A 23,842-nucleotide genomic window follows, 5' to 3' on the forward strand; every position below is an offset into this window, starting at 1 on the left:
CAGCGCAAGGATCCAGGTGCATGCAGAGTCGTTGCAGGTCGACAGGGAAACACATGCTCCGCGTCTTGATGGTGATGGGACTGTCGACGGGGGCGGCATCCGCGGCCGTTGGCAGTTGCTCGACCCTCGGCCGATTGCCGCCAGTCATCGAGATCGGCGAAGGCTTTCAGCAGGATGTGCAGTCACCCGTGGCGATCACCCGTCTGGCGATCGGCGATCCGAAAATCGCCGACGTGCACGCTAACGGCAATTCATCGTTTTTGCTCACTGGCGTGGCGCCCGGCGCGACCAGCCTGATGGTCTGGACGGCCTGCTCAAGCGAGCCGCGCCAGAGCATGGTCTTTGTGCAAGGCGCCGCCACTGCGGCGATGACCGGCAGCCTGCCTTCGGACGATCCGAGCCTGCCCTCGCAGGTGCAGACCGATATTCGTTTTGTCGAAGTCAGCAGGACCAAACTCAAGGAAGCCACCGCCTCGCTGATCGGCACGCGCGGCAATTTTCTTTTCGGCTCGCCCGGCACCCTGCCGCCGATTGACGGGGTGCCGCAGCCACGCCTGCCGGTGGATAACTCGCTGTTCAATTTCTCCTGGGTTGGCGGCAAGACCATGGCGATCATCAATGCGCTGGAAACCAGTGGTTTTGCCTACACGCTCGCTCGCCCGAGCCTGGTGGCGCTGAACGGGCAGAGCGCGAGCTTTCTGGCGGGCGGTGAAATCCCGATTCCGGTGCCCAGCTCCGGCAGCGACAGCGTGTCGATCGAGTACAAGGAATTCGGCATCCGCCTGACCCTGACGCCGACCATCATCGGCCGTGATCGCATCGCCCTGAAGGTCGCCCCGGAAGTCAGCGAACTGGATTTCGCCAACGCGGTGAACATTGCCGGCACCACGGTGCCCGCGCTGACCATTCGCCGCACCGACACCAGCGTGTCGCTGGGCGATGGCGAAAGCTTCGTGATCAGCGGTTTGATCAGCACTACCAACAGCTCACAGGTGAACAAGTTTCCCGGCCTGGGCGACATCCCGGTGCTCGGCGCATTTTTCAAAGGCTCGCAGATCAAGCGCGAAGAACGTGAACTGCTGATGATCGTCACACCGCATCTGGTGCAGCCACTGGCGGCGGACGCGCAATTGCCGTCGCTGCCCGGTGAAAAGCTGCGCAACTATGACCCGAATTTCTACCGCATGTTTTTCCTTGAAAACGGCAATTTCGACAAGCGCAGCGGGTTATCGCAATGAGCCAGAACCTCAGCCAGACCTTCCTCGCCATCACCCGCAACAGCACTGATCTGGAGTGGCTGCAAGGTGCGCTCGCGCCGCTCGGCCAAGTGGTCAGCGCCGGGGGCGGCAGCCTCGACGAGTTGCTGGCATTGGTCGACGTCACGTTCGCCAGCCTGGTGTTTGTCGGTCTCGATCGTGAACATGTGGTCGCGCAGAGTGCACTTATCGAAGGCGCGCTGGAGGCCAAACCGATGCTGGCGATCGTTGCCCTCGGCGACGGCATGGACAATCAGCTTGTGCTCAATGCCATGCGCGCCGGTGCGCGGGATTTTGTCGCCTATGGTTCGCGCTCCAGTGAGGTCGCCGGGCTGGTACGGCGCTTGAGCAAACGTCTGCCGCCGGTGGCGCCGAACACGCAACTGGGCGGGCTCACGGTGATGTACGGCGTGCAGAGCAGTTCCGACGGCGCGCTGCTGACCAACCACATGGCGCTGGTGGTGCAAAAGAGCGGCCAGCAGACTTTGCTGCTCGACCTCGGTCTGCCGCGCGGCGACAGCCTGGCGCTGCTCGGGCTGGAGAGTTCGTTTCATTTTGGCGACGCCTTGCGCCACTTGCGCCGGCTCGACGCGACACTGATCGACAGCGCCTTCACCAGCACCGAAGCCGGCCTGCGCATCCTCGCCTATGCAAGCAATGACGAGCCGCTGGAAAACACCAGCGCCGCCGAGTTGTACATGCTGCTCAGCGCCCTGCGTCAGCACTTTCAGCACATCGTCGTGAACCTTACCGGGCAGAGCGACAGCGAAGCCTTGCGCACCTTCGTCAGCCACTGCGACAAGCTGCTCTGGTACACCGACCAGAACGTGCTCAACTGCCGACGCAATCTCGCGGTGCTCAATCTGTGGCGCGAAAAAGGCATGAAGCTCGACCATGCCCGCCTGCTGGTTGACCGCTATTTGAGCAGCGTCGCGCCGAACGCGGAAACCCTCGGCAAGACTTTCAACCTCGAAGTGATCGCCACCCTGGCCCTGACCCCGGAAGTGCGCCTGAACGCAAAAAACCAGGGCGTCAGCCTGTTCGAATTGGCCCCTCGGGAGAAACTCACGCAGAGCCTGCGCGCTCTTGGCGAACGTCTGGCGAAACGCTCCGAGGGGCTGGCGAAACCCAAAGTCACGTGGTTCGACCGCTTGCGAGGCAGCTCATGAGCACGGAGAAACTGTTCGGCAGCGCACAGCGCGCCGGTAACGGCAACAGCGATCACGAAGGCCTGAAACTGGTCCTGCATCGCTACATCATCGATGCCCTCGAGGAGTCGGGAACAAACCTGCTGGAAGGCTCGCGGCAGCAGCTCGCGCATTTCGTCACCGACAAGGTTGCCGAGTACATCGCCCGTCTGCACCTGGCGATTTCCCGCTATGAGATGGAGCGGCTGGCGGAAGAAATTGTCGACGAACTCACCGGTTTCGGCCCGCTGGAAGTGCTGCTGCGCGACCCTTCGGTGACCGAAATTCTGGTCAATGGCCCGCACCGGGTGTTCATCGAACGCGACGGCGTGCTGCATCAAAGCGATTTGCGTTTTATCGATGCGCATCATGTCGAGCGGGTCATGCAGCGGATTCTTGCGCCGCTCGGGCGGCGCCTCGACGAGTCTTCGCCGATGGTCGATGCGCGCCTGCCGGATGGCAGCCGGGTCAATGCGATCATTCCGCCGATCGCCCTCGACGGCCCGTGCCTGTCGATTCGCAAATTTCGCAAGGACATGCTCAAGAGCAGCGATCTGATGGCGATGCAGACCATCGACCTGTCGATCTTCGAGTTTTTTCAAAACGCGGTCGGCCAGCGCTGCAACATCCTCATCAGCGGCGGCACCGGCACCGGCAAAACCACGCTGCTGAACATTCTCAGCCAGTTGATCAACCCCCACGAACGTCTGGTGACCATTGAGGACGTCGCCGAATTGCAGCTCGGCCACCCGCATGTGGTGCGCCTGGAAACCCGCCCGCCAAATGCCGAAGGGCACGGTGAAGTAAAAGCCAGCGACCTGATTCGCAACGCTCTGCGCATGCGTCCGGACCGGATCATCCTCGGCGAGATTCGCGGCGTTGAGGTGGTCGACGTCCTCACCGCCATGAACACCGGCCATGACGGTTCGATGAGTACCGTGCATGCCAACAATGCTCAGGATGCGTTGCTGCGGCTGGAAACCCTGGTCGGTCTGACCGGTCGTTCCATCGCCGAACGCACCCTGCGCCAGATGATCTGCGCCGCTCTCGACGTGATCATCCAGTTGACGCGCATGCCCGATGGGCGCCGCTGCGTCAGCGAAGTGGTGGAAGTGGTTGGCATTCGCGAAGACGTCTACGTCACCAATACCCTGTTCCGCCTCGACCGCCGCACGGGTTTTGGCTTTCTGCGCGAAGCAGTGAATCCGGCCGGCGACAAATTGCGTTTTGATGCGCATTCGGTCTGACGGCGAGGAGCAGCGAACATGTGGGCACCGTTGATTCTGATCCTCGTCTGCCTGGCCCTGCTGGGGCTGTCGATTCGCCTGTTCCTGCAAGGCCTGCGCAAGACCGCCACGGAAAAAGTCCTCAACCGACTGGCCGCCGGGCAACCGCAACTGGCTGCGGAGAAACCCGTCTGGGTCGGGCTGGAGCGGATGTTCCTGCGCGCCGGGCTGGGCCGCCCGACCGAACGTTTCGGCCTGTGGCTGAGTCTGTGGGCAGTGGCGATGGGGCTGGGTTTCGTACTCGCCGACTGGTTCGGCCTGCTGCTGATGATCGTCGTGCCGCCACTGGCGTTGCGGCTGTACATCGCCTTTCTGTACCAGCGGCGGATCAAGCGCATGATCGAGCAACTGCCGCAGTTGCTTGATCACACCGTCCGCAGCCTGAAATCCGGGCGCACCCTCAGCGATGCGGTGATGGGCAGCATCGACGCCAGCGAGGACCCGCTGAAAGCCGCCATGGGCCGGGTGCAGCGCAACGTGCAATTGGGCGTGAATCTGCCCGACGCCGTCAGCGATTTTGCCGAGCTGTATGAACAGGACGAGCTGCGCATGTTCGCGCTTGGCCTCAAGGTCAATCACCGCTACGGCGGCAATGCCAGCGAGCTGCTGGAGAACCTGATCAAACTGATCCGCGAACGTGATCAGGGCGCGCGGCAACTGCGCGCCCTGACCGGCGAAACACGCATGACCGCCTGGGTGCTCGGCACATTGCCGTTGCTGTTGGTGAGTTACTTCATGCTGACCAATCCCGGCTACATGCTGGGCATGTGGAACGACGCGGGCGGACGGCAGATGCTGATCAGCGCCGCCGCGTTGCAAGTGGTCGGCAGTCTGGCGCTGTGGCGCATGTTGCGGAGCGTCTGAGATGATCTGGCTCGCTGCCCTCATGCTGCTGCTCGGCGCGCTGTTGCTGGTGATCAATCACCTGCTGGTCGAGCGGCGCCGGGTACGGCAAATCAACCAGCGCCTGCAAGGTCAAACCTTGCGCGAAAACCGCTTCGGCAGCTGGTTGCGCGCGGTGGGCAACAGCCGCTTCGGCCAGCGCTCGGTGAGCATCGACAGCGAAACCCAGACCCTGCTCAACCGCATCGGCTGGCGCCGTGCCAGCGAGCGCTCGTTGTACGCCGCCTGCCAGATCGGCACGCCGCTGCTGACCCTGGGCCTGGCGATCTTTCTGCAGCAGGTGTTCTTGCCCCAGGCCGACAACCGCTGGATCGTGCCGATGCTCGCCACCGGTGGCGGCTATCTGCTGCCCAAACGCGTGCTCGCCTACGCCTCGGCGCGACGCCAGCGCACCCTCGCGGTGGAGATATCCACCTTCATTCCGCTGCTGCGCATCCTCTTCGAATCCGGCATGGCGGTGGAACAGGCATTGCGCGTACTGAGCAACGAAGCGCAAAAACTGCTGCCGGAGCTGACCGGCGAACTGCGCTTGATTCTAGCGCGCGTCGACAGCGGCCTGGAACTCGGCCAGGAGCTGCACAAAGCGGCGGTGATGCTCGCTGTCGACGAGTTCAGCGACACCTGCGTGATTCTTGAACAATTGATTCACCAGGGCGGCGGCGCGATGAAATCGCTGCTGGCGCTCAAGCAACTGCTGGATGACCGACGCCTGACCCGCTTGCAGGAATACATCTCGAAAATGTCGGCAAAGATGTCGGTGGTGATGATGCTGTTTCTGTTTCCGGCCTTGCTGATCGTCCTCGCCGGCCCGGGCTTCACCGCGATTGCCCGGGCGTTCGCAAACTGACGTTGGCTCATGGAGAGCGTTTGATGAAAGTACTGATAGTCATGGCAAGTCTGCTGCTGCTCGGCGGTTGCGCCACCGACGGCCAGGCGCCGTGGACGGCGCTGCTGTCACCGAGCAGTTGCAGCAAGATGACCCAGGAGCAGGAACTGGCGCTGAACCTCGCCGACGATCTGGCCAACGACGGCAAACTGCACGCCAGCCTGGCCAACCTGCAAAGCCTGCCGGACAACCTCAGCGAAGTGCGCCTGCGCAAAGCCAAGGTCTACCGCCTGCTCGGCCGCAGCGAGGCGGAACCGTTATATCGCAGCCTGCTCGGCGGCTGCCTGACCGCCCAGGCCGAACATGGCCTGGGCCAGCTCCACGCCGCGCGAGGCGACTACGGCCAGGCTCAGGCCCACCTGCAACGCGCCGCCCGCCTGGCGCCCACCGACGAGAAAATCCGCAACGACCTTGGCGTGGTCTACCTCAACCAGTTGCGTCTCAACGACGCGCGTTTCGAATTCCTCACCGCCATCGAACTCAAGCAGAACAACGAATTGGCGACGCTGAACATGGTCACCCTGCTGCTGTACCAGAACGACTGGCCGCAAGCCGCCGAGATCGTCAGCCGCACCAAATTGACCCCGGAACAATTCACCCAGGCCCAACAACGCGCTGAACAACTCAAAGCGCCGGGCAAAGCCAAACCGCCGACTGGCAATCAGGTCGCCGCCGTGGCCGACCCACTGCCGCCGTCGCTCAAATAAGGAGACAGCCATGCATCCCCTCAAAGGCCTGTGCTACCTGACCCTGCTCACCCTGCCCCTCAGCGCCCCCGCCATCGACGCCGGCCCCGCCTCGGCGCAACAACAGGAAACCGAAGGCTGGCTGCTCCTGCAAAGCCGCAACAAAGCCGCCTCACCAAAACCGCAAACGGCCACCGCGACCGAACGCGACCTGGCGATGCAGCGCTGGTTGAAAAAGTACAAATACGAGATACCGGATTTTTATGATCCGGATGCGGGTGGGAAGGTTGAGACCAAGAATTAGTGCGGTGGTGAGCTTGCGGACGCTATCGCGAGCAGGCTCGCTCCCACATTTGGATTGGGTATGTTCAGTCAGGAATGGGGCGCCTGATGGCAAAGCCAAAAGCCAACCCTCACCCTAGCCCTCTCCCAGAGGGAGAGGGGACTGACCGCGGAGGATTCAAGTGTTACGCAGACGTGTGATACCGAGTCGTACTCGAGTTTTGAAAATCAAAAGCCCCTCACCCTGGCCCTCTCCCGGTGGGAGAGGGAACTGACCGCGGGGGATTCAAGTGTTACGCAGACGTGTGATACCGAGTCGTACTCGAGTTTTGAAAATCAAAAGCCCCTCACCCTGGCCCTCTCCCGGTGGGAGAGGGGACTGACCGCGGGGGATTCAAGTGTTACGCAGACGTGTGATACCGAGTCGTACTCGAGTTTGAAAATCAAAAGCCCCTCACCCTAGCCCTCTCCCGATGGGAGAGGGAACTGACCGCGGGGGATTCAAGTGTTACGCAGGCGTGTGATACCGAGTCGTACTCGAGTTTTGAAAATCAAAAGCCCCTCACCCTAGCCCTCTCCCGATGGGAGAGGGAACTGACCGCAGGGTTACGCAGACGTGTGATACCGAGTCGTACTCGAGTTTTGAAAATCAAAAGCCCCTCACCCTGGCCCTCTCCCGGTGGGAGAGGGAACTGACCGCGGAGGATTCAAGTGTTACGCAGACGTGTGATACCGAGTCGTACTCGAGTTTTGAAAATCAAAGCCCCTCACCCTAGCCCTCTCCCGGAGGGAGAGGGGACTGACCGCGGGGGATTCAAGTGTTACGCAGACGTGTGATACCGAGTCGTACTCGAGTTTTGAAAATCAAAAGCCCCTCACCCTAGCCCTCTCCCGGTGGGAGAGGGGACTGACCGCGGAGGATTCAAGTGTTACGCAGACGTGTGACCGAGTCGTACTCGAGTTTTGAAAATCAAAAGCCCCTCACCCTAGCCCTCTCCCCGAGGGAGAGGGGACTGACCGCGGGGGATTCAAGTGTTACGCAGACGTGTGATACCGAATCGTACTCGAGTTTTGAAAATCAAAAGCCCCTCACCCTAGCCCTCTCCCTGTATGTACCGGAGACATGGTAGACACATGTTCGGAGACATGGTGGACGGTTTAGATCTTCTTACCTGCCGTCACGATCTGCAAGTTCAAGTCGATTCGGGCGATACGATGTCTACTCCAGTAGACATCGTGGATGCCGTCTTCCATCGTTTCCCGGATAGCAACTGATCTCCCGTGAAACGCCTTTCCGACCGCGTATTCACGATTCCCCCAGTAAATCTCGCCCTTCGCCTGAACCTTCCTGACCACATCACCCTCGTCGTACTCCGGGGCCGCAGGTTGCTCCTGATATTCCCGTGAGCTGCTGCTGTAACGAGTAGCGGGAACCTGCATGTCCAGCGCTTGATGCGGGCGCTTCTGGTTGTATATATCACGCCAGATATCAAACGCCCGTTGCGCGTCGTTGAGATCGATAAAGTGCCGGTCTCGCAGGACTTCATTTTTCAGGCTGCGGTGGAAGCGTTCCAGCTTTCCTTGGGTTTGCGGATGATAAGGACGAGAGTGGCCGACCTTGATGCCTTGGCTCATCAGCCAGACCTCCAGCGCGGTATAAACGCCCGTCTGGTCACCCCAGGGCGAACCGTTGTCCATCGTCATGCGCAAAGGCAGGCCATGACGCTGAAAGACCCGGATTAGATGCTCCTGGACGGTTTCACGCTGCTCATTGATGCATGCCGCGATGCACAGCGAAAACCGTGAATGATCGTCCAATATCGTCAACGGATGGCAACGCCCCCGAGCCAGGCTGATATGCCCCTTGAAGTCCATCTGCCAAAGATCATTGGGCGCTTCATGCTCGAACCGGATAAACGGTTTGATCTCAGCGGCCTTTGGATCAATGCGCGAATGACGCTGCAAAACCGCATGCACAGTACTGACAGAAGGCATCACTGCGCCGCTGTTTTCCAGCACGCGCTTGAGCTTGCGAGCGCCCCAAGCCGCGTACTCCTGACTCGCGGTCAGAATCTGCTGCTCAACCTCATCAGCGCAGCGTTTGGGTGATGTTTTGGGTCGTCGAGACTGATTGATCAATCCCTCTGCACCTGAGGTTTCAAACCTCTTGAGCCATTTGTAGGCAGTGTTTGGGCTGATATTGAATCGGCGGCAAAGCTGCCGAACATTGGCTCCTTCTTTCCGAGCCAAAAGTACAAATTCTGTACGAAGCTGCACGGTGGACACCTCTTCCCAAGACACAGGCCATCTCCTTCGCGATGAGCAATGTGTCTATTTAAAAGTGTCCACCATGTCTCCGAACATGTGTCTACCATGTGTCCGGTACATACACTCCCCGAGGGAGAGGGGACTGACCGTGATGGATTCAAGAGTTACGTCGCCCTGTGATACGGAGTCGAATGCGAATTTCGAATCCAACCAAAATCGGCTCCCTCTCCAGGGGGAGAGGGCTGGGCGGGCGGCGCTCCGATGAGGGGCAGCCACACCACAAATCCAAAGCCCACCACCCGCTTCTAACCACTCAACAATGAGCGCCAGCTCGAGTGCTTTTGATCTTGATCTTGCCTAACCAGCGACATCGGAAGGCTGAGTGGAGGGATCGATCCGGGCGTGGGAGCGCAGCGACCGTCTGGCGCAGCCAGACACAGCGGAAGTAGGTGCAGCGAAGCAAACCGTAGCCGCTGCGCCCGGATCGATCCCGGAGCGAAGGGACCCGAGCCTGCGAGGGCCGAACGCAGGAGCAAGCGTTTTTTGCTTACTTTTTTAGGCGCTTGTAAAAAAGTAAGTCGCCGTAAGGGCGAAACCGCCAGCAGCCACACCCCAAAAAACGGATATTCACCCAAAAACAACCAAAGCCTGGTCGGCCCTGAGGCCGCCAAGGTCAATGCGCCGTAACCCGCTGCCGCAACGCAGAACCACTGGGCGCCAAGGCCAACGCCAACTGCGTACGATTATGCATATGCGTCAACCGCAACACCTGCGACACATACAGTTTCACCGTGTTCTCGGTAATCCCCAACTCACAGGCAATCTGATAATTGGTCTGCCCCTTGCCCACCAACCGCGCCACATCGAGCTGGCGTGGCGACAACTGACTGAACAGCGCCGGCGTCTCCTGCGCCTCACCGCCGTCAGGCTCACCGCCCAACACATCGCGAACCGTAGCCGGACTGCGCCGCACCTTGTCCAGATCCTGATAAAGATCGTCGATCGACTCCGACAAGAACTGCAATTTCTGATTCAGATGCCCCAGATGCAGATTCTTCTGACGCTCCTGCAGCGCCGCTTCCTGACGCTGCACGCCCTCAAGCAACTCATCCAGATTGATCGGCTTTTGATAGTAATCGGCAATCCCGGCACGCAACGCCTTGATCACATCCTGCTTGTCCGCGCGCCCGGTGAGCATGATCGCCTCGAACACCCGATGCTTGCCGGCCAGCCGCTGCAACTCTTGAATCAGCTGAATGCCATCCATGTCCGGCATGTGCAGATCGCTCAGCACCAGGCCTATCTCGGCGTCGTCGCTGAAGCGCTCGATCGCTTGCAGACTGGATTGGCACGGCACACAGCGGTAACCGCTGCTTTCCAGAAATTCGCACAGTTCCTCGACCACCAACGGCTGATCGTCGACCACAAGGATTTTCACCGCAGACGTAAGCTTGTTCACGTGCCACTCCATTGCCCTGGGCCAAAGCTGACCATTCCTGTACTGCCAGCGTTTAGCGGTATAACCCGTTCCAGTTGAAAGTAGACCTACTTTCCGACTATGTACATAGGACTAGTGGCGCTTGGCGATCAATGAATCCAGAGCAGCACAGACATCGCCCCGGCCAGCACAAACGGTGCAAATGGCAGCTTTTTTGACTTGTCTGGCGCCAGATAGCGCAAACGCTCTCTAAGCCCTTGACTCATATGAAGCCAGAGTCTTGGCGCCAGCAGCATCCACATCACACTGGCGATCCCAGCGCCGATAAACACCCAAAGAATAAACAGACCGTTCGTCGCAAGGCCGAGAGCTGTCATTAATTTCACATCGCCAGCGCCCATGCGCCCCATGAAAAAGCCTGGCAAAGTCAGCCCCAGCGCTATCAGAACCGCCCAGCCACCCTGCCCGGCTTCCGCGCCCAGCCAAGTGTTGCCGGTCACCAGCAGATAAACCAGCGCCAGCGCAGCAGCCCCCAAAGTGAGCACGTTGGCAATGCGCCGCTGACGCGCATCTTGCGCAGCGCACAACACCAGCCAAAGCAACAGGATAAAACTGTGCATCCGCGAAAAGCCGTCCGTTTTTGCTGAATGATTCTATGCTGATACTACGCAGTGACAGTCAGGGTAGACGCACTCATGAAATACGCCTTCCGGAAGTCGCAAACAGGTGCGGTGGCGATTGAGTTCGCTCTGGTGTTCATCATCTTTTTTGCGGTGTTTTACGGTCTGGTCAGCTACAGCCTGCCGCTGGTGATGATGCAGTCGTTCAATCAGGCCACGGCCGAAGCGGTACGCCGCAGTGTTGCGGTCGATCCGAACACGCCCAACTATTCAACCGTGGTGATCAATACCGCGAACGCGACGCTGACCCAGCAATTGTCCTGGATTCCGCCGGTCTTCAATCTGGTGGTTGGCGTTGATACCAGCGCCCAATACAGCGGGACCGGTCTGTTGACAGTGCAAGTAAGTTACCCGGTCAGCAAGCTCAATCAGGTCATGCCGTTTCTGCTGGTGCCGGGCATCGGCCCGGTCCCCAGTCTGCCCAGTCATCTGACCGCTACCTCGAGCCTGCAATTTTGACCTCGGGCGACAAGCTCTTCGGGCGCTTGCTTAAACGCACCACATTCGCCGCCCACGAATTGCCCGACCGGCTCGGCTCGCCCGCCAGTGGTTTGCATCTTTACCTGAACGACGACGGTGGCGTGGTGCAAATGGCCGGGCCGCTGCGGCATCTGCTGGCGCAGCACAAACCCCACGACAAGCCCTTGCCGCTGAGCACTTACGTGCAAGCGCAAAGCACGCTGGCTATCGAAGGCCGCCCCAGGGAGTGGCAAGGCGTGTTGCTCGATCTCGACTTCTCCGGCCTCGGCGAGCAGACCTTGCACCTGCGCGGCTGGGTGCAGCCGCTGGGCGAAGGCTGGCTGCTGCAATTGATCGATATCGGCGACTTGTTGCTTGAACGCCAGCAAGCGCGTCAGCGCGACGCGTGCCAATCGATTGCCGCGCGAATCAGCGAGCAGGTGCGTGCCTGCAGCCAGACGCGTTTGCCGGAGGTCGTCGTCGAACAACTGCAAGTGATCGCGCAGCGTTGGCACATCCCTTGTGTAGCGCTGGCCTTGCTCGATGACGATGAAGAGGGCTGGCAGGTTTATCGACAGTATCGCGCTCACGATGCGCCGAACCTCTGGGACGACGGCCAGCATCTCGGCACGCCGCTAGACAGCCTGAGCGGCGCGACGCCGCAGCGGATCGGCGGGCAGCCGGGTTTCGATGAGCACTCGCGGGTGCAGGCGCTGTTCGGCAATGCCGAAGGTTTCGCCGTGCCGTACAGCGATGAACGTGGCGTGGTCGCCTGGCTGCTTTGCGCTTTTTACCCTGTCGAGACAGCCGCGCCGTACCTGAACGAACGCGACTGGACGGCGCTGCTCGGCGCCCTCGCCGGCCCGTTGCTGGGGCGTCTGCGCGAACACCAGCATCAGCTGCAACTGGAGCGCGTCGAAGCCTTGCAAAGCCTGCTGGGCAGCGGCTGGTGGGAAATTTACGCCGAGCGCCAGCGCGTGCAACTGGCCCCCACGCTGGCCGCCGCGCTGCAGCTGGACACTGGCGAACCAGCCCTTGAAGACTGGCTGGCGCAGATCCATCCCGCCGACCGCGACGAGTTGCGCAGCCGCCTGCACGCCTTGCAGCAGCACGGCGAGACCCTGACGCTGTCGGTGCGCCTGGCCGGCCGCGAGCCTGCGCAGCCCGCGACGTGGTATCGCGTGCAAGGCCAGGCCATCGGTAACGGCACCCATCGGCGGGTGGTCGGGTTCATGCTCGACATCAGCGACATCCAGAACCAGCAGCAACGCGCCGCCGCCGCACACGCGCGGCTGGACAACCTGATCGCCAGTTCGCCCGCGGTGATTTACGTTCAGCAGTACAGCGAAGGCGCACTGATCCCGACGTTTTTCAGCGCCAGCCTGCAACCGTTGCTCGGCTGGAGCCTGGCCGATTGCAGCGATGGCGCGCTGATCGAGATGATCCATCCTGACGATCGCGACCTGTATTTTCAGCGCACGCGTCAGCTGCTGCGCGAAGGGTCGGTGCGTGGGCGTTATCGACTGCGTGACCGTCTCGGCAGTTATCACTGGCTGCTCGACGAAGCGAGACTGCTGCGCGATGACCTTGGCCTGCCGGTCGAAGCGGTGGGGTTGTGGCTGGACGTCACCGAGGCGACGCTGGCCGCCGAGCAGGTAAAAAGCAGTGAAGAGCGCTACCGGATTCTGGTCGAGGATTCGCCGGCGATGATCTGTCGCTATCGCCCTGACCTGATTCTGACCTTCGGCAACCGCCCGTTGGCGACGTATCTGGAATGCGCGCCGCAGGCACTGCCGGGGGTCGATCTCGGCAGCTGGATGTCCGACGAGCAGCGCAGCGCGTTCATTCAACGTCTCGCTGCGCTGACCCCGGAGCAACCGGTAAGCACCGCTGAGATCAGCCTGCAACTGCCCGGCCGCGAACACGCCTGGTGGGTGTGGTCCGATCGCGGCGTGTTCGACGCACAGGGTCGCTTGATCGAGGTGCAAGCGGTGGGCCGCGACAACACCGAGCTGCGCCGCTCGCAACAGCAACTCACGCAAAGCGCAAAAATGGCCACCCTCGGCGAAATGGCCACCGGCCTGGCCCATGAAATCAACCAGCCGCTGAACGTGATGCGCATGGCCATCGTCAACGTACTAAAACGCCTGGGCAACGGTGACGTGCAGATCGACTACCTGACCGACAAGCTCAACCGCATCGACGCGCAAGTGCAGCGCGCGGCGAAAGTGGTCGATCACATGCGCGTGTTTGGCCGGCGCTCGGAAATCGAGCAACAACTGTTCAACCCCGCTTACGCCATCGAAGGTACGTTATCGCTACTGGCCGAAGGCATGCGTGGCAAAGGCGTGGACCTGCGCATCAGCGAGACCACGTTCGAGGTTCAGGTGCGCGGCTACGTCGATCAACTGGAGCAAGTGCTGATCAACCTGATGGTCAACGCGCGTGACGCATTGCTCAGCAAGCACGAGAAGGAATCAGCGTTCAAGCCGTGGATCTCGGTGTATGTCGAACGCGATGAGCAGCATGTGCGGCTGTGGGTCGAGGACAACGGCGGCGGCATCGATGCGCGTTTGCTCGAACGCATTTTCGAACCGTTTTTCACCACCAAGCCGATCGGCGTCGGCACCGGGCTGGGGCTCTCGGTGAGCTACGGCATCATCGACAACATGGGTGGCCGCTTGAGCGTGCGCAACTCGGTGGAGGGCGCGCGGTTCTGCATAGAATTGCCGATTGTCAGCGACGCCTAGATCACCAGATAGGCCTTGCCGGTCTGGCCGCAGGTCATGTTGGCGCCGACCTTGACGTCCATCAGGTTGATGCCCAGGCCTTTGAGCAGGTTGTTGAGCAAGGGATCGAGCAATGGGCTGATGGTGCTGGTCACGACTGGCAACAAACGGTTGGTGACATCGCTGATCAACGAAGCGACGCCGGTAATGATCGCACCCAGCGGGTTGCTGCCCACTGGTTTGTAGACAATCAGATTGATCCCCGCCAGCGTATTCGACAGGCTGCCGACGATGTTGCTGGTCGGCACAGCGGGGAGCACACTCGGCGGCATTTTCAGGTTGGCCGGCGCGGCGAACGGCGTGCTGCTGGAGAACACCAGGTCTTGCGAGTTCTGCGCGACGCTGGTGTCGAGCTTGATGCCGATGCCCCCTGCCCCAAATGGAACGTGAGTGGCGGGATTACAGGTGCCGAGCAAGAGGATCTTGTGACAGGTGACGATGCCCAGATCGATCAATGGCAAGGGCGCGACGGTCGGCTGGGCGGCGGAAGAAAAAGCGTTGATCGGGTCGATCTTGCCGAGTTTGAGGTCGGCCAGCGAGGTGACGGTATGCGCGGTCAGGCTCTTGGTGCCGCTGGTGCCTGTCGGGCAGCTGTAATCAGTTACATAACTTTTCGCGCCGCCGGCGTCGAGGCTGATGTCGATCCGTGGCGATGGCAGCAATAGTGGATCAAGTTGCTCACAACCCGCGCCCAGCAGGCACAGCGCTGAATTAAGCGTGCCAACCAGATTCAGACTCAGCAGCGCGTTGAGTGTCGGGGTCAATCCGCCAACGAGTCCCAGCACCGCATTGGTCAGTCCAGTCACACCGGAGAGCACCGGAAGATTCACCGAAAGCATCGTACGCACCTGCGCCGTGCGCACATAAATCCTGTCAGCTCCCAGCGGATTGAGCCTGGCGCGTGCCGGATCGCCAATCGCGGAAAGCTGCGGCGGCTCGATCACCTTGACCCGCACCGTGACATTCGCCAGCCCCAGCACGCTGACCGGCAACGTCGCCGCCACCGCGCTCTTGCTATTGGCCAGTTGCACCACGCCTTGAACCAGTTGCAGCAGTTGCAGATTGGCGTCCAGCCCCGCCGCCGTGGTGCCGGTCTGCAATTGCAGAATGTCGCCGAGTCTGACCGGTGCCGCGTTGATCGCCGCCACCTGTAACTGGCCCAGTGCGGTAGTCACCTGGGCAGTCGCGCCGCCGAGTTGCACCACCGTCGCCGCCGCCTGAATCAGTTGCGTGACGCTGGTTTGGGTATTGAGTAATTGCGTGTAATCACCGGCGGTGACGTTGAGATTGATCGCCAACTGATCGAGGTATTTCAGCAGGTTGATATCGGTGTTGAGCAAGCCTTCCCAGCCCAGCGCAGTGAGGTTGACGTTACCGCCCAACAGGCCGGAAAACAGCGGGTTGAGAATGTTCGATTGCGCCGTGTCAATCGTTGCCAGGTTACTGCGGATATTCAGCTGGGCCACGGTCGGCTGCGGCTTGGCGGCCACTGCCGAGGCATTCAGCGTGGTATTGAGGCTGACCGGGTTGGCGCTGAACAACGCCTGCACGCCACCGGCAAAACTGCTGGTGACGGTGCGACTGGCGGCGACTTTCACCGCGACCGCTTGCGTGGCATCCACGCTGAAGGTGCGCAGCCCGGTCGCTGTCGTGAGCAGGGTGCCGCAGGTGGTGGCGAGGGTGTTGCTGGCGTCGACGATGTAGCCATTGCGCAGCGCGCTTTGCCCGGCGTAATTGGCCGCGCTCAGGCCCGGCAGGCAAGTGCCGCCACGGCTGACCGCTTCAAGCGCAGCGTTGTCGACCACGCGCTGCAACTTGCGTTGCTCCATATACAAGCGGCCGCTGTCGACCACCAGCAACAGCATTACCACCGCCAGGCTGAGCGTGGCCGCCGCCATCAACCCGATCGCCCCGCGTTGCCGGGCCGGGCCGTTGAATCGCGAACGAGGCGACATGGCGCACTCCTTTGCCGTGACCTCCTGTGGGTGCTTGTGAGTGTAGACGGGGCTGGAGGCTGCGCACTTTGCGCTGCGCCCTAAAACATTGTGGGAGCCAGCCTGCTGGCGATGGCGGTGGATCTGGCACATCGCTGCAGGATGTGCCGCCGTCATCGCCAGCAGGCTGGCTCCCACATTGGGAATGTCGATCTTGGGTCAACGCGGCGGATAGTTGCTCAGAATCCGCGTCACCGTTTCGCGAATTGCACTGCTGCGGTCTTCCGGGTTCGGTCGGCTGGTGAGCATCTGCTCGTCGCTGCCGCGCCACACCAGTTTGCCGTCCTTGCCGTCGAGCAGATCGACCTGGACGGTCGCGACCTTGTAGGTGATGTTGCGCGTTTCGTTGTACATCGGCGCGCCCCAGTAGCCGTTCCACGGACCACCCCAACCGCCGCCATAGTTGGTCGTCACTTGTTGTTGGCGGTCCTCGACGATCAAGTAGGTCTGCACGTTCAAATCAGCCCTGGCGCCCGCAGGCGCCGGGCGCAAACCGCGCTGATCAAGTTGATCGGCCACCGCCTGGCGGATACGTTGCTCGGTCAGGTCGCTCTTGATCCGCGGATCGTCAGGGCGATATTGCAGGGCGGGGTCTTTCCAGCTCCAGCTGCGATAGGCGGCGAAGTCGCGGCTGGCGTCGAAATCGTGATTGACCTGGTTAGCCGCGCAAGCGCTGAGCAATGCGGCCATGGCGAGTAGAGCGAGACGGCGGAACATGGTTTTTCTCCGGATGAAGACATGAACCTGCGGGAATTGCGAATGCTGCGAAGTTAACCTGGAGGATACGCCGCCAAGGCCTTTTCCACAGCCTCGCGAATCGCATCGCTGCGCTCGATCTGATTACCGGTGGCGGCGGTTTCGGCGCTGGCACTCCACACCGGCTGACCGTTGCCGGCGTCGAACAGATCGACCTGGACCACCACGACCTGCTCTTGATACGTGCGCACGATCGGCACGCTGTTGTACATGCCGTAACCACGCCCGTAGCGATCGTAGCCGCCATACCCACCGTAATAACCGTAGTCGTCGCGGACCTGACGCAAGCGGGTTTCCATGCGCAAGTTCGCGCTGACCAGCACATCCGCCGGGCGGTTGTCGCGCAACGGGCGCAGACCTCGCTGATCCAGAGCATTGCTGACCGCTTCGGCGACTTGCGCCGAGTCCGCCCACACCGTGCCCGGCGGCAGTTGGCCGTTGCGCCAGGCCCAACTGCGGTAGCGCGCGTAATCACGCGGCGGCGCCGGATAGGCACTGCGGTCGAAGGTGCTGGCGGCTTGCGGTGGTGCCGGCGGCAATGGCCGCGATTGAGCCACGTATGGGTTGCTGCCCTGACAGGCGGCCAACCCCAGACACATGAGCAACAACCCGGATTGAGCTTTCATGACGCGCTCCGATCAGATCGGCCGGCAGATCCAGTGCAAGTACCGCCCAAGCCCGGCGAAGCTTGGATGACGGCGGTGGGCGAGTTCCATCTCGAGCAAGTCCGCAAGGTCGGCGCGGGCCTGGAACTCCACCGGCATGTAATCGTGAAAAACCCTTACGCCACTTTGGCTTTCGACCTGCCACAGACCGTCGAGTTGCGTTGCCAACTCGCGCGGATCGAGCGGCTGCTGCGGGGTCAGGCTCTGCTTTTCGCCAGCCATGACGTTCTTGCGCATTTTCTTGAAATGGCCTTTGAGCAGGTTGCGGTAGATCAGCGCGTCGCGGTTGTAGAACGCCAGCGACAGCCAGCCACTGGGCCGGGTCAGTTGATGCAGCACCGGCAGAATGGCGTGAGGTTCGGCAAGCCATTCGAGCACGGCGTGGCAGATCACCAGATCGAACGGTTCGCTGAGCTGGTCGGGCAGCGCTTGCCATGGTGCCTGGATAAAAGTGGCGCGTTGCCCGGCATCGGCGAAACGCTGGCGGGCGCCTTCGAGCATCGGCTCGGCCGGTTCGGTAAACGTGACGTCGTGCCCGCGTTCGGCCAGCCACAGCGACATATGGCCGAGCCCGCCACCGATGTCGAGCACGCGCAACGGACGGTCGGGCAGCGCTTCGGCCAGATCGGCCTGCAACACCGCGAGGCGAATCGCGCCTTTGGCGCCGCCGTAGATTTTTTCGGCGAAACGCGTCGCCAACTGATCGAAATGCCGGTCGCCCATCAACTGAACCGCCGTTCGCTGTCGGCGAGCTTGGCGCGCACCACTTCATTCATGTCCAACCCCAGCTCGCTGCACAGCAACAACAGGTACAGGACGATATCGCCGATTTCCTGCCCGGCGTGGGCAAGCTGGTCGGCGGGCAACTGGCGCGACTGGTCTTCAGTCAGCCACTGGAAGATTTCCACCAGCTCGGACATCTCGACGCTGGCAGCCATCGCCAGGTTCTTCGGGCTGTGAAATTGTCGCCAGTCATTGCGGTCGCGAATGGCGTGCAGGCGTTCGGTCAGTTCAACAAGGTTCATCGGGCTCTCCTGAAGGCGTATAGCTTCGGGGGGATAACGGCTGAAGGCAAGCGCGGCGCTCTTGATCTTTGTAGGAGTGAGCCTGCTCGCGATGGCGTCGTGTCTTTGAAATTGATTTGCCTGACACGACGCCATCGCGAGCAGGCTCACTCCTACAGGATTGTGGTAAACCTTCTATGATGCAGGGAACTCGGCCACTACCGTTGTGGCCCAAGGCTCAGCTCTTTCATCAGGACGCACACATGCAGGTAGAAAGCTTTTTCGAATGGCTCGGGCAGGTGCTCGGTTCGGTAATCCGCTTTATCGTCGATGGGCTCAGCGGCCTGTTCAACCTGCTGAGCAACGCCGGAGGCAACTTCGTCGAGGGGCTCTCCCGCACGCTGGGGATGGATACCTCGATCATCAGCATCATTGCCTTGATCGTCGGTTTGATGCTGTTGTGGTCGGCCATTCGCGCGTTCATGAACGCGTCGATCATTGCCGGGATCATCTGGCTGTTGCTGGGGTTGTGGTTGCTCAGCTGGATTATTCATTGAAAGCACAACGCCTGTAGGAGCGAGCCTGCTCGCGATAACGGTGGGTCAGTCACCAATGATTCGCCTGAACTGACGCCTTCGCGAGCAGGCTCGCTCCTACACGGGATCGCGTTTCAGGTCTCATGAATCGCTACAATGCGGCTCCCCGAAGGAGCCTGCATGTCCACTCTGATTGCCGACTGGCGCGACCGCCTGACCCACCGCAAGGTCTGGGCGCTTGCCGCGCCGATGATTTTGTCCAATATTTCCGTGCCGCTGGTGGCGCTGGTCGACAGCACCGTCATCGGCCATTTGCCGCACGCTCATCAACTGGGCGCGGTGGCGGTGGGCGCCAGCCTTTATACGCTTCTGGCCTGGGCCATGGGCTTTCTGCGCATGGGCACCACCGGGTTTGCCGCGCAGGCCGCCGGGCGCAGCGATGGCGCGGCGTTGCGGCAGATCCTGTTGCAGGGATTGCTGTTGGCGATGGGCCTGGCGCTGCTGCTTGGCACGTTGGGCGTGCCGTTGAGCGGGGTCGCGCTGCACTTCATGCAACCTTCGGCAGAGCTGGAGCAACTCACTCGCGAATTCTTCCATACGCGGCTGTTCGGCCTGCCCGCGGCGCTCGCCAGTTATGCGCTGGTCGGCTGGTTCCTCGGCACGCAGAATGCTCGGGCGCCGCTGGCGATTCTACTGACCACCAATCTGATTAACATCGTGCTTAATCTGTGGTTCGTCATGGGCCTGGACTGGGGTGTGGTCGGTTCGGCGCGGGCCTCGGTGATTGCTGAATGGAGCGGCGCCCTGCTCGGCCTGTTGCTGACGCGCAAGGCGCTGCGCGCGTATCCGGGGCACATCGTCTGGCCCGCATTGAAACGCTGGCAGAGCTGGCGCCCGTTGCTGGCAGTCAACCGCGACATCTTCATTCGCAGCCTGGCGCTGCAATCGGTGTTTTTCATGATCACCGTGCAAGGCGCGCGACTGGGCGATGCGACCGTGGCGGCCAATGCGCTGCTGCTCAATGGCTTGCTGCTGACCGCTCATGCACTCGACGGCCTCGCCCATGCCGTCGAAGCCTTGTGCGGCCACGCCATCGGCGCCCGCGACCGGCTCGCCCTGCGGCGTTCACTGGTGATCGCCGGGGGCTGGTCGCTGATCGCCAGCCTCGGTTTTGCCGTGCTGTTTCTGCTCGGCGGGCACCTGTTCATCGAGATGCAGACCGACATTCAGAGCGTGCGCGACACCGCGTTCATCTACCTGCCGTACCTCGCCGTGCTGCCGCTGATTGCGGTGTGGAGCTATTTGCTCGACGGCCTGTTCATTGGCGCGACCCGCGCGCGGGAAATGCGCAACGGTATGCTGATCACGGTTGTGCTGCTTGTGCCGTTCGCCTGGGCGTTGCAGGGTCTGGGCAATCACGGGCTGTGGATATCTTTCCTGCTGTTCATGGTGCTGCGCAGCCTCACCCTCGGCGCGCAGGGCTGGTGGCTCAAGCGCAACGATGGCTGGTTCAACGGCGGCGTTCACTGAGTCGGCGTATGGCGGACAAAGCCGACCACCTGATCGAGCACCGGCGCCAGGCGCCGCAACGGCCGTGACAGGCTCGCGACCAAAGTGATGTGGTTGGGTCGCGCGTAATACAGATCCTGCGCCGGAACACCGGCGGCGCGCAGCTTGTCGGCGAGGCCGCCGGTGTTGCGCGTCGGGTTGACCAGATCATCTTCACGGGCCGCAATCAGCAACGCAGGCGGCGCACCGCGACTGACGTGGTTGATCGGCTGCGACTGAGGCGGTGAATCCGGCCAGAAGAACACCGGGCGCACGGCAGGGTTCTTGATTGGCAGAAAATCATACGGCCCGGCCAGCCCGATCCAGCCGCGCAAATCCGTGGGCGCCAGGCCCACCGCCGCCAGCCACTCGCCGTCCAGCGCGAGCATCGCCGCGTTGTAGGCGCCCGAGCTATGCCCCATCAGATAGAGGTTTTGCGGGTTACCGGAAAACTCACCGATATGCGTGCGAACCCACGCCACGGCGCGGGCCCCGTCCTGCAGAAACAGCGGATAACGCACCTGTGGGTACAAACGGTAATCCGCCACCACCGCGACGATGCCTTTTGATGCCAGCGCTTCGCCGACAAAAGCGTAGTCACTCCGTGAGCCGCTGTTCCAGCTGCCACCATAGAAAAACACCACCACTGGCGCATCCGGCAATGCCGTACGCGGCACATAAACATCGAGCTTCTGTCGCGAATCGTCGCCATAAGCGATGCCTGCGGTTTTGCTGTAGCTGCTGTCCGGCGTCAATGCATTGAGCACTTGCACCGGCGAACACGCGCACAGCGCGAGCAGCCACAGGCTGCCGAGCATTGCGCCAAGCCCTTGCCGGAATAAACCTGCCATCTGCGCAGAACCTCGTCTCAGGGCTGATCACCGCGCCACTGGCGCCGCACATGGTCAAGCCGTTGTTGCTGGGTCAGCCCCACCGGCGGTGGCACCAGCGCCGCCCGCGGATGCAACAAGCGTAGCCACAACCAGCCATCGAGCACGCTGCGGTCGCTGAAGCCCAGCGCCAGGCCTTGCTGGACATGGGAGGCCATGGTGGCGTATTCGGTTCCCAGCGATTGGCTCCAGCGCCAGATGTGCTGTTCGAGCAGGCAGGTTTGCAGGCGCTCGCGCTGGCGCCGGGTCAGGTTTTCTTCGATGTTCAGTGGCTCGACGGCCAGCCCCGGATTGCGCAACTGTTGCCAGCCCTGGCTGCCGATCGCCCGGTCGGCCCAGGTGCCGCCGAACCAGCGCAACTGGCGGATCGGCCCAAGCCAGCGGCTCAGTTCGGCAGCGTCGCAGGCATCGAAGAAATAGCTCGCGGTCTGCCGGTTGTAATAGCTGAGCAAGGCGCGGTGGCTGAGGCCGAACGACACGGTGAGCATGCGCTGCAAATGGCCAAGCAGCTGTTGCGCCGACACCTCGCTGGTGAGCAACAGCCCGCGCCACGTATTCGGGTCGCGGTGACACAATGCGGTCAGGGCCGGGCATTCGTTCAGATCGATCAGCAGCGGCCCGTGCCCACTGACCGGTTCGAACTCGGTGCCGTCGAACAGACTGAATCGGCGCACGGCGCTGAACGCCTGGCGCAACACTGGCAAGGCCTGCGGGGCATCCAGGCTGTCGAGCAACAGCCACTGCGTCTGGGGCTGGGCGCCCGTCATGTTGCGCCGCTCTGTTCAAGCGCCGTGACCAGCCGACAACTGCACACCGCCTGCGCACAATGACTGAAACTTCCGCCTCCCGGGATCAGGCAGAGCAACAGCAATGGCTCAGCGCTCATCAGCAGTTGCAGCAGCCCATGACTTTCCAGGCTGTCAGGCAGCGGCGGTGGGTCAGCGTCATCCTCCACCGCGGCGAGCGATGGCTGCAGCACACCGCTGATCATCGGTTGATCCGGGTCGCCCTCGAAAAAGCTCACCACCACTTCGACGCCATCGTTCAGCGCGGGCATGGACGACTGCGCCAGCGAGGGTGCCAGAGGCAGCCAACAGTGGCTCGGCGCAGCGCCTTCACCCTGATAGAGCCAGTCGAACTGCACGGCTACCGGTCGCTGATGATCGGGCTGTGGCTCATCGACCGTCACCACCCAGGCCCGTTGCAGGCTGTGCATGCGCACGCGCGAGGCTGTACTGAGTGCTGGACTCGGCAACTGCACCGCGCCGAATACGCGGTTGGTATAAGGCGGTTCGAGGGCAGGATCGGCGCGATGCTCAATGCGCGTCAGTAACCATTGGCGATTGCATTCGGCGAAGGGATGGCCGGCCAGACGCAGCCAATGCCCACTGCGCAACGCGGCCAGGTCGCTATGACCCTCGGCGTGCTCCACGGTTTGCAGCCCTGACTGTCCGGACTGCAACGCCTTGTGCAATCGCCATTGGCGCAGTGCCGGTGCAGCGTGCTGCTCGTCGTCTTCACACTGATACCGCGCTGCACCGGCCAGTGGCATCTGCGCCGGGTCATCGGTGAACACCAGACAATGCCGGTCGCGCTGGTGTTCGAAGTAATAGTGGATTTGCGCCTGCGCGCACATACGCTGCAGCAGTTGCAGATCCGATTCGCGGTATTGCGTGCAGAACGTGCGGGTCGGGTAGTCGCGGCGCAGTTCGAAGCGGCGCTGGTTGCCGACGATGCCGTGTTCCCTGAGCACTTGTTCGAGGATCTGCGGCACCGATCGGCCACTAAAGATACGCTGACTCAGGCGCAGGGCCAGACAGGCGAGTTTCGGCCCCAGCCGCACCCGGCTCAAGCGCAGGCCGGGGTCATGCTCATGCTGGACAAGACTTTGCAATTGCCCGTGCACGCCCTCCCCCGACGGCCCGAAACAGAGGAAAGCCGAACGATGCAGCAGGCCGGCGAGGTCCAGGTGCGGATCGTCGATCAATACATCGATCTCGAACGTGAAGGCTTCGCTGAGAGCTTCAGTACCGGTGAAGGCCAGGACTTCGAAAGGGTCGGACAGGCCCGCTACATCGAGACGAAACGACGACTCGTTGACTGGATCGAACATGGGCGGATCTCTACAGGAGGGGCGGCCGGCGATTCTCGCCGAGAGCCATGGCCGAGTAGAGAGCTGAAGTACAACTTAGGAAATGACCTACGCGAAAAGCAGACCGGATGACTTTGCTGGCCGGGACCGGCAAGCATTTCGCGCAGATTTTGGGAGACATCCCACCGGATCATCCGAATTTTCCGCAGCTTGCGGGAAAGTTTCAGACAACCCGGC

22 protein-coding genes are annotated in these 23,842 nt (G+C 61.7%); 11 read left to right on the forward strand and 11 right to left on the reverse strand.

Going from position 1 to position 23,842, the window contains the following annotated elements; translation table 11 throughout:
- The first annotated feature begins 20 nt into the window (after positions 1–20).
- From BLU24_RS25280 to BLU24_RS25310, 7 genes are read left to right on the forward strand one after another with little or no spacing between them, the layout of a single operon-like run.
- Positions 21–1,238 carry a type II and III secretion system protein family protein gene (locus tag BLU24_RS25280; protein WP_093105067.1) on the forward strand — a complete coding sequence of 406 codons (1,218 nt, stop codon included), beginning with the start codon at positions 21–23 and terminating at the stop codon, positions 1,236–1,238.
- Positions 1,235–2,425 (forward strand): AAA family ATPase, encoded by a 1,191-nt coding sequence (locus BLU24_RS25285; RefSeq protein ID WP_093105071.1) that lies wholly within the window; start codon positions 1,235–1,237, stop codon positions 2,423–2,425. The genes BLU24_RS25280 and BLU24_RS25285 overlap by 4 nt, the downstream gene beginning before the upstream one ends.
- On the forward strand, positions 2,422–3,690 hold the full coding sequence (locus tag BLU24_RS25290) for a CpaF family protein (protein WP_093105075.1): 1,269 nt from the start codon (positions 2,422–2,424) through the stop codon (positions 3,688–3,690). Before BLU24_RS25285 ends, BLU24_RS25290 begins: the two co-directional genes overlap by 4 nt.
- Before the next feature lie 18 nt (positions 3,691–3,708).
- Positions 3,709–4,593, forward strand: a complete 885-nt coding sequence (locus BLU24_RS25295; RefSeq protein ID WP_093105078.1) for a type II secretion system F family protein — start codon at positions 3,709–3,711, stop codon at positions 4,591–4,593.
- A gap of 1 nt (position 4,594) precedes the next feature.
- Entirely contained in the window at positions 4,595–5,479 is an 885-nt protein-coding gene (locus BLU24_RS25300; protein ID WP_093105081.1) for a type II secretion system F family protein, read from the forward strand.
- 23 nt (positions 5,480–5,502) lie between these two features.
- On the forward strand, positions 5,503–6,225 hold the full coding sequence (locus BLU24_RS25305; RefSeq protein ID WP_093105084.1) for a tetratricopeptide repeat protein: 723 nt from the start codon (positions 5,503–5,505) through the stop codon (positions 6,223–6,225).
- Positions 6,226–6,235: 10 nt separating this feature from the next.
- Positions 6,236–6,508, forward strand: a complete 273-nt coding sequence (locus tag BLU24_RS25310; protein ID WP_093105087.1) for a DUF3613 domain-containing protein — start codon at positions 6,236–6,238, stop codon at positions 6,506–6,508.
- 1,136 nt (positions 6,509–7,644) lie between these two features.
- On the opposite strand, the gene BLU24_RS25315 is transcribed toward BLU24_RS25310, so the two are convergent.
- The 3 genes from BLU24_RS25315 to BLU24_RS25325 all read right to left on the reverse strand — a co-directional run bounded on the left by BLU24_RS25315 (position 7,645) and on the right by BLU24_RS25325 (position 10,812).
- Positions 7,645–8,787: an IS481 family transposase gene (locus BLU24_RS25315; RefSeq protein WP_093103282.1), complete on the reverse strand. Its 1,143-nt coding sequence runs from the start codon at positions 8,785–8,787 to the stop codon at positions 7,645–7,647.
- A gap of 640 nt (positions 8,788–9,427) precedes the next feature.
- Positions 9,428–10,213: a response regulator transcription factor gene (locus BLU24_RS25320; protein ID WP_093106959.1), complete on the reverse strand. Its 786-nt coding sequence runs from the start codon at positions 10,211–10,213 to the stop codon at positions 9,428–9,430.
- A gap of 128 nt (positions 10,214–10,341) precedes the next feature.
- Positions 10,342–10,812: a prepilin peptidase gene (locus tag BLU24_RS25325; protein WP_093105090.1), complete on the reverse strand. Its 471-nt coding sequence runs from the start codon at positions 10,810–10,812 to the stop codon at positions 10,342–10,344.
- 75 nt (positions 10,813–10,887) lie between these two features.
- On the opposite strand from BLU24_RS25325, the gene BLU24_RS25330 reads away from it, so the two are divergent.
- Positions 10,888–11,331: a TadE/TadG family type IV pilus assembly protein gene (locus BLU24_RS25330; RefSeq protein ID WP_093105093.1), complete on the forward strand. Its 444-nt coding sequence runs from the start codon at positions 10,888–10,890 to the stop codon at positions 11,329–11,331.
- The gene (locus BLU24_RS25335; RefSeq protein ID WP_093105096.1) at positions 11,328–14,081 is read left to right on the forward strand and encodes a PAS domain-containing sensor histidine kinase; all 2,754 of its coding nucleotides are present in this window, start codon (positions 11,328–11,330) and stop codon (positions 14,079–14,081) included. The genes BLU24_RS25330 and BLU24_RS25335 overlap by 4 nt, the downstream gene beginning before the upstream one ends.
- Here BLU24_RS25335 and BLU24_RS25340 read toward each other — a convergent pair.
- From BLU24_RS25340 to BLU24_RS25360, 5 genes are all read right to left on the reverse strand, one after another.
- Positions 14,078–16,075 (reverse strand): pilus assembly protein TadG-related protein, encoded by a 1,998-nt coding sequence (locus tag BLU24_RS25340; protein ID WP_093105099.1) that lies wholly within the window; start codon positions 16,073–16,075, stop codon positions 14,078–14,080. The two genes, BLU24_RS25335 and BLU24_RS25340, sit on opposite strands and share 4 nt — an antisense overlap.
- 198 nt (positions 16,076–16,273) lie before the next feature.
- Positions 16,274–16,831 (reverse strand): DUF4136 domain-containing protein, encoded by a 558-nt coding sequence (locus BLU24_RS25345; protein ID WP_093105102.1) that lies wholly within the window; start codon positions 16,829–16,831, stop codon positions 16,274–16,276.
- A 53-nt stretch (positions 16,832–16,884) separates the two neighbouring features.
- Positions 16,885–17,496 carry a DUF4136 domain-containing protein gene (locus tag BLU24_RS25350; RefSeq protein WP_093105105.1) on the reverse strand — a complete coding sequence of 204 codons (612 nt, stop codon included), beginning with the start codon at positions 17,494–17,496 and terminating at the stop codon, positions 16,885–16,887.
- Between the two features lie 12 nt (positions 17,497–17,508).
- Complete coding sequence (locus BLU24_RS25355; RefSeq protein ID WP_090281095.1) at positions 17,509–18,258, reverse strand: methyltransferase; 750 nt, start codon at positions 18,256–18,258, stop codon at positions 17,509–17,511.
- On the reverse strand, positions 18,258–18,560 hold the full coding sequence (locus tag BLU24_RS25360; RefSeq protein ID WP_093105108.1) for a MazG-like family protein: 303 nt from the start codon (positions 18,558–18,560) through the stop codon (positions 18,258–18,260). Before BLU24_RS25360 ends, BLU24_RS25355 begins: the two co-directional genes overlap by 1 nt.
- Positions 18,561–18,802: 242 nt before the next feature.
- On the opposite strand from BLU24_RS25360, the gene BLU24_RS25365 reads away from it, so the two are divergent.
- Complete coding sequence (locus BLU24_RS25365) at positions 18,803–19,096, forward strand: hypothetical protein (RefSeq protein ID WP_093105111.1); 294 nt, start codon at positions 18,803–18,805, stop codon at positions 19,094–19,096.
- Between the two features lie 159 nt (positions 19,097–19,255).
- Positions 19,256–20,605 (forward strand): MATE family efflux transporter, encoded by a 1,350-nt coding sequence (locus tag BLU24_RS25370; RefSeq protein ID WP_093105114.1) that lies wholly within the window; start codon positions 19,256–19,258, stop codon positions 20,603–20,605.
- On the opposite strand, the gene BLU24_RS25375 is transcribed toward BLU24_RS25370, so the two are convergent.
- The 3 genes from BLU24_RS25375 to BLU24_RS25385 are packed head-to-tail and all read right to left on the reverse strand — an operon-like array spanning position 20,599 to position 23,626.
- A complete protein-coding gene (locus BLU24_RS25375; protein ID WP_093105117.1) occupies positions 20,599–21,474 on the reverse strand; it encodes an alpha/beta hydrolase in 876 nt (291 codons plus the stop codon). The two genes, BLU24_RS25370 and BLU24_RS25375, sit on opposite strands and share 7 nt — an antisense overlap.
- A gap of 17 nt (positions 21,475–21,491) precedes the next feature.
- Positions 21,492–22,280, reverse strand: coding sequence for a DUF4123 domain-containing protein (locus BLU24_RS25380; protein ID WP_093105120.1), 789 nt, complete (start codon positions 22,278–22,280; stop codon positions 21,492–21,494).
- Positions 22,277–23,626, reverse strand: a complete 1,350-nt coding sequence (locus BLU24_RS25385; RefSeq protein WP_093105123.1) for a type VI secretion system Vgr family protein — start codon at positions 23,624–23,626, stop codon at positions 22,277–22,279. The genes BLU24_RS25380 and BLU24_RS25385 overlap by 4 nt, the downstream gene beginning before the upstream one ends.
- Between the last annotated feature and the right edge of the window lie 216 nt (positions 23,627–23,842).

The organism is Pseudomonas sp. Z003-0.4C(8344-21) (assembly GCF_900104975.1).
Classification (GTDB): domain Bacteria; phylum Pseudomonadota; class Gammaproteobacteria; order Pseudomonadales; family Pseudomonadaceae; genus Aquipseudomonas; species Aquipseudomonas granadensis.

Bases quoted from the DNA above. Each gene is read 5' to 3' on its own strand.
- BLU24_RS25310 (WP_093105087.1), top strand. From the start codon at position 6,236: ATGCATCCCCTCAAAGGCCTGTGCTACCTGACCCTGCTCACCCTGCCC.
- BLU24_RS25340 (WP_093105099.1), bottom strand. From the start codon at position 16,075: ATGTCGCCTCGTTCGCGATTCAACGGCCCGGCCCGGCAACGCGGGGCG.
- BLU24_RS25350 (WP_093105105.1), bottom strand. From the start codon at position 17,496: ATGAAAGCTCAATCCGGGTTGTTGCTCATGTGTCTGGGGTTGGCCGCC.
- BLU24_RS25365 (WP_093105111.1), top strand. From the start codon at position 18,803: ATGCAGGTAGAAAGCTTTTTCGAATGGCTCGGGCAGGTGCTCGGTTCG.
- BLU24_RS25285 (WP_093105071.1), top strand. From the start codon at position 1,235: ATGAGCCAGAACCTCAGCCAGACCTTCCTCGCCATCACCCGCAACAGC.
- BLU24_RS25295 (WP_093105078.1), top strand. From the start codon at position 3,709: ATGTGGGCACCGTTGATTCTGATCCTCGTCTGCCTGGCCCTGCTGGGG.
- BLU24_RS25290 (WP_093105075.1), top strand. From the start codon at position 2,422: ATGAGCACGGAGAAACTGTTCGGCAGCGCACAGCGCGCCGGTAACGGC.
- BLU24_RS25305 (WP_093105084.1), top strand. From the start codon at position 5,503: ATGAAAGTACTGATAGTCATGGCAAGTCTGCTGCTGCTCGGCGGTTGC.
- BLU24_RS25375 (WP_093105117.1), bottom strand. From the start codon at position 21,474: ATGGCAGGTTTATTCCGGCAAGGGCTTGGCGCAATGCTCGGCAGCCTG.
- BLU24_RS25370 (WP_093105114.1), top strand. From the start codon at position 19,256: ATGTCCACTCTGATTGCCGACTGGCGCGACCGCCTGACCCACCGCAAG.
- BLU24_RS25280 (WP_093105067.1), top strand. From the start codon at position 21: ATGCAGAGTCGTTGCAGGTCGACAGGGAAACACATGCTCCGCGTCTTG.
- BLU24_RS25360 (WP_093105108.1), bottom strand. From the start codon at position 18,560: ATGAACCTTGTTGAACTGACCGAACGCCTGCACGCCATTCGCGACCGC.
- BLU24_RS25380 (WP_093105120.1), bottom strand. From the start codon at position 22,280: ATGACGGGCGCCCAGCCCCAGACGCAGTGGCTGTTGCTCGACAGCCTG.
- BLU24_RS25330 (WP_093105093.1), top strand. From the start codon at position 10,888: ATGAAATACGCCTTCCGGAAGTCGCAAACAGGTGCGGTGGCGATTGAG.
- BLU24_RS25345 (WP_093105102.1), bottom strand. From the start codon at position 16,831: ATGTTCCGCCGTCTCGCTCTACTCGCCATGGCCGCATTGCTCAGCGCT.
- BLU24_RS25355 (WP_090281095.1), bottom strand. From the start codon at position 18,258: ATGGGCGACCGGCATTTCGATCAGTTGGCGACGCGTTTCGCCGAAAAA.
- BLU24_RS25385 (WP_093105123.1), bottom strand. From the start codon at position 23,626: ATGTTCGATCCAGTCAACGAGTCGTCGTTTCGTCTCGATGTAGCGGGC.
- BLU24_RS25300 (WP_093105081.1), top strand. From the start codon at position 4,595: ATGATCTGGCTCGCTGCCCTCATGCTGCTGCTCGGCGCGCTGTTGCTG.
- BLU24_RS25325 (WP_093105090.1), bottom strand. From the start codon at position 10,812: ATGCACAGTTTTATCCTGTTGCTTTGGCTGGTGTTGTGCGCTGCGCAA.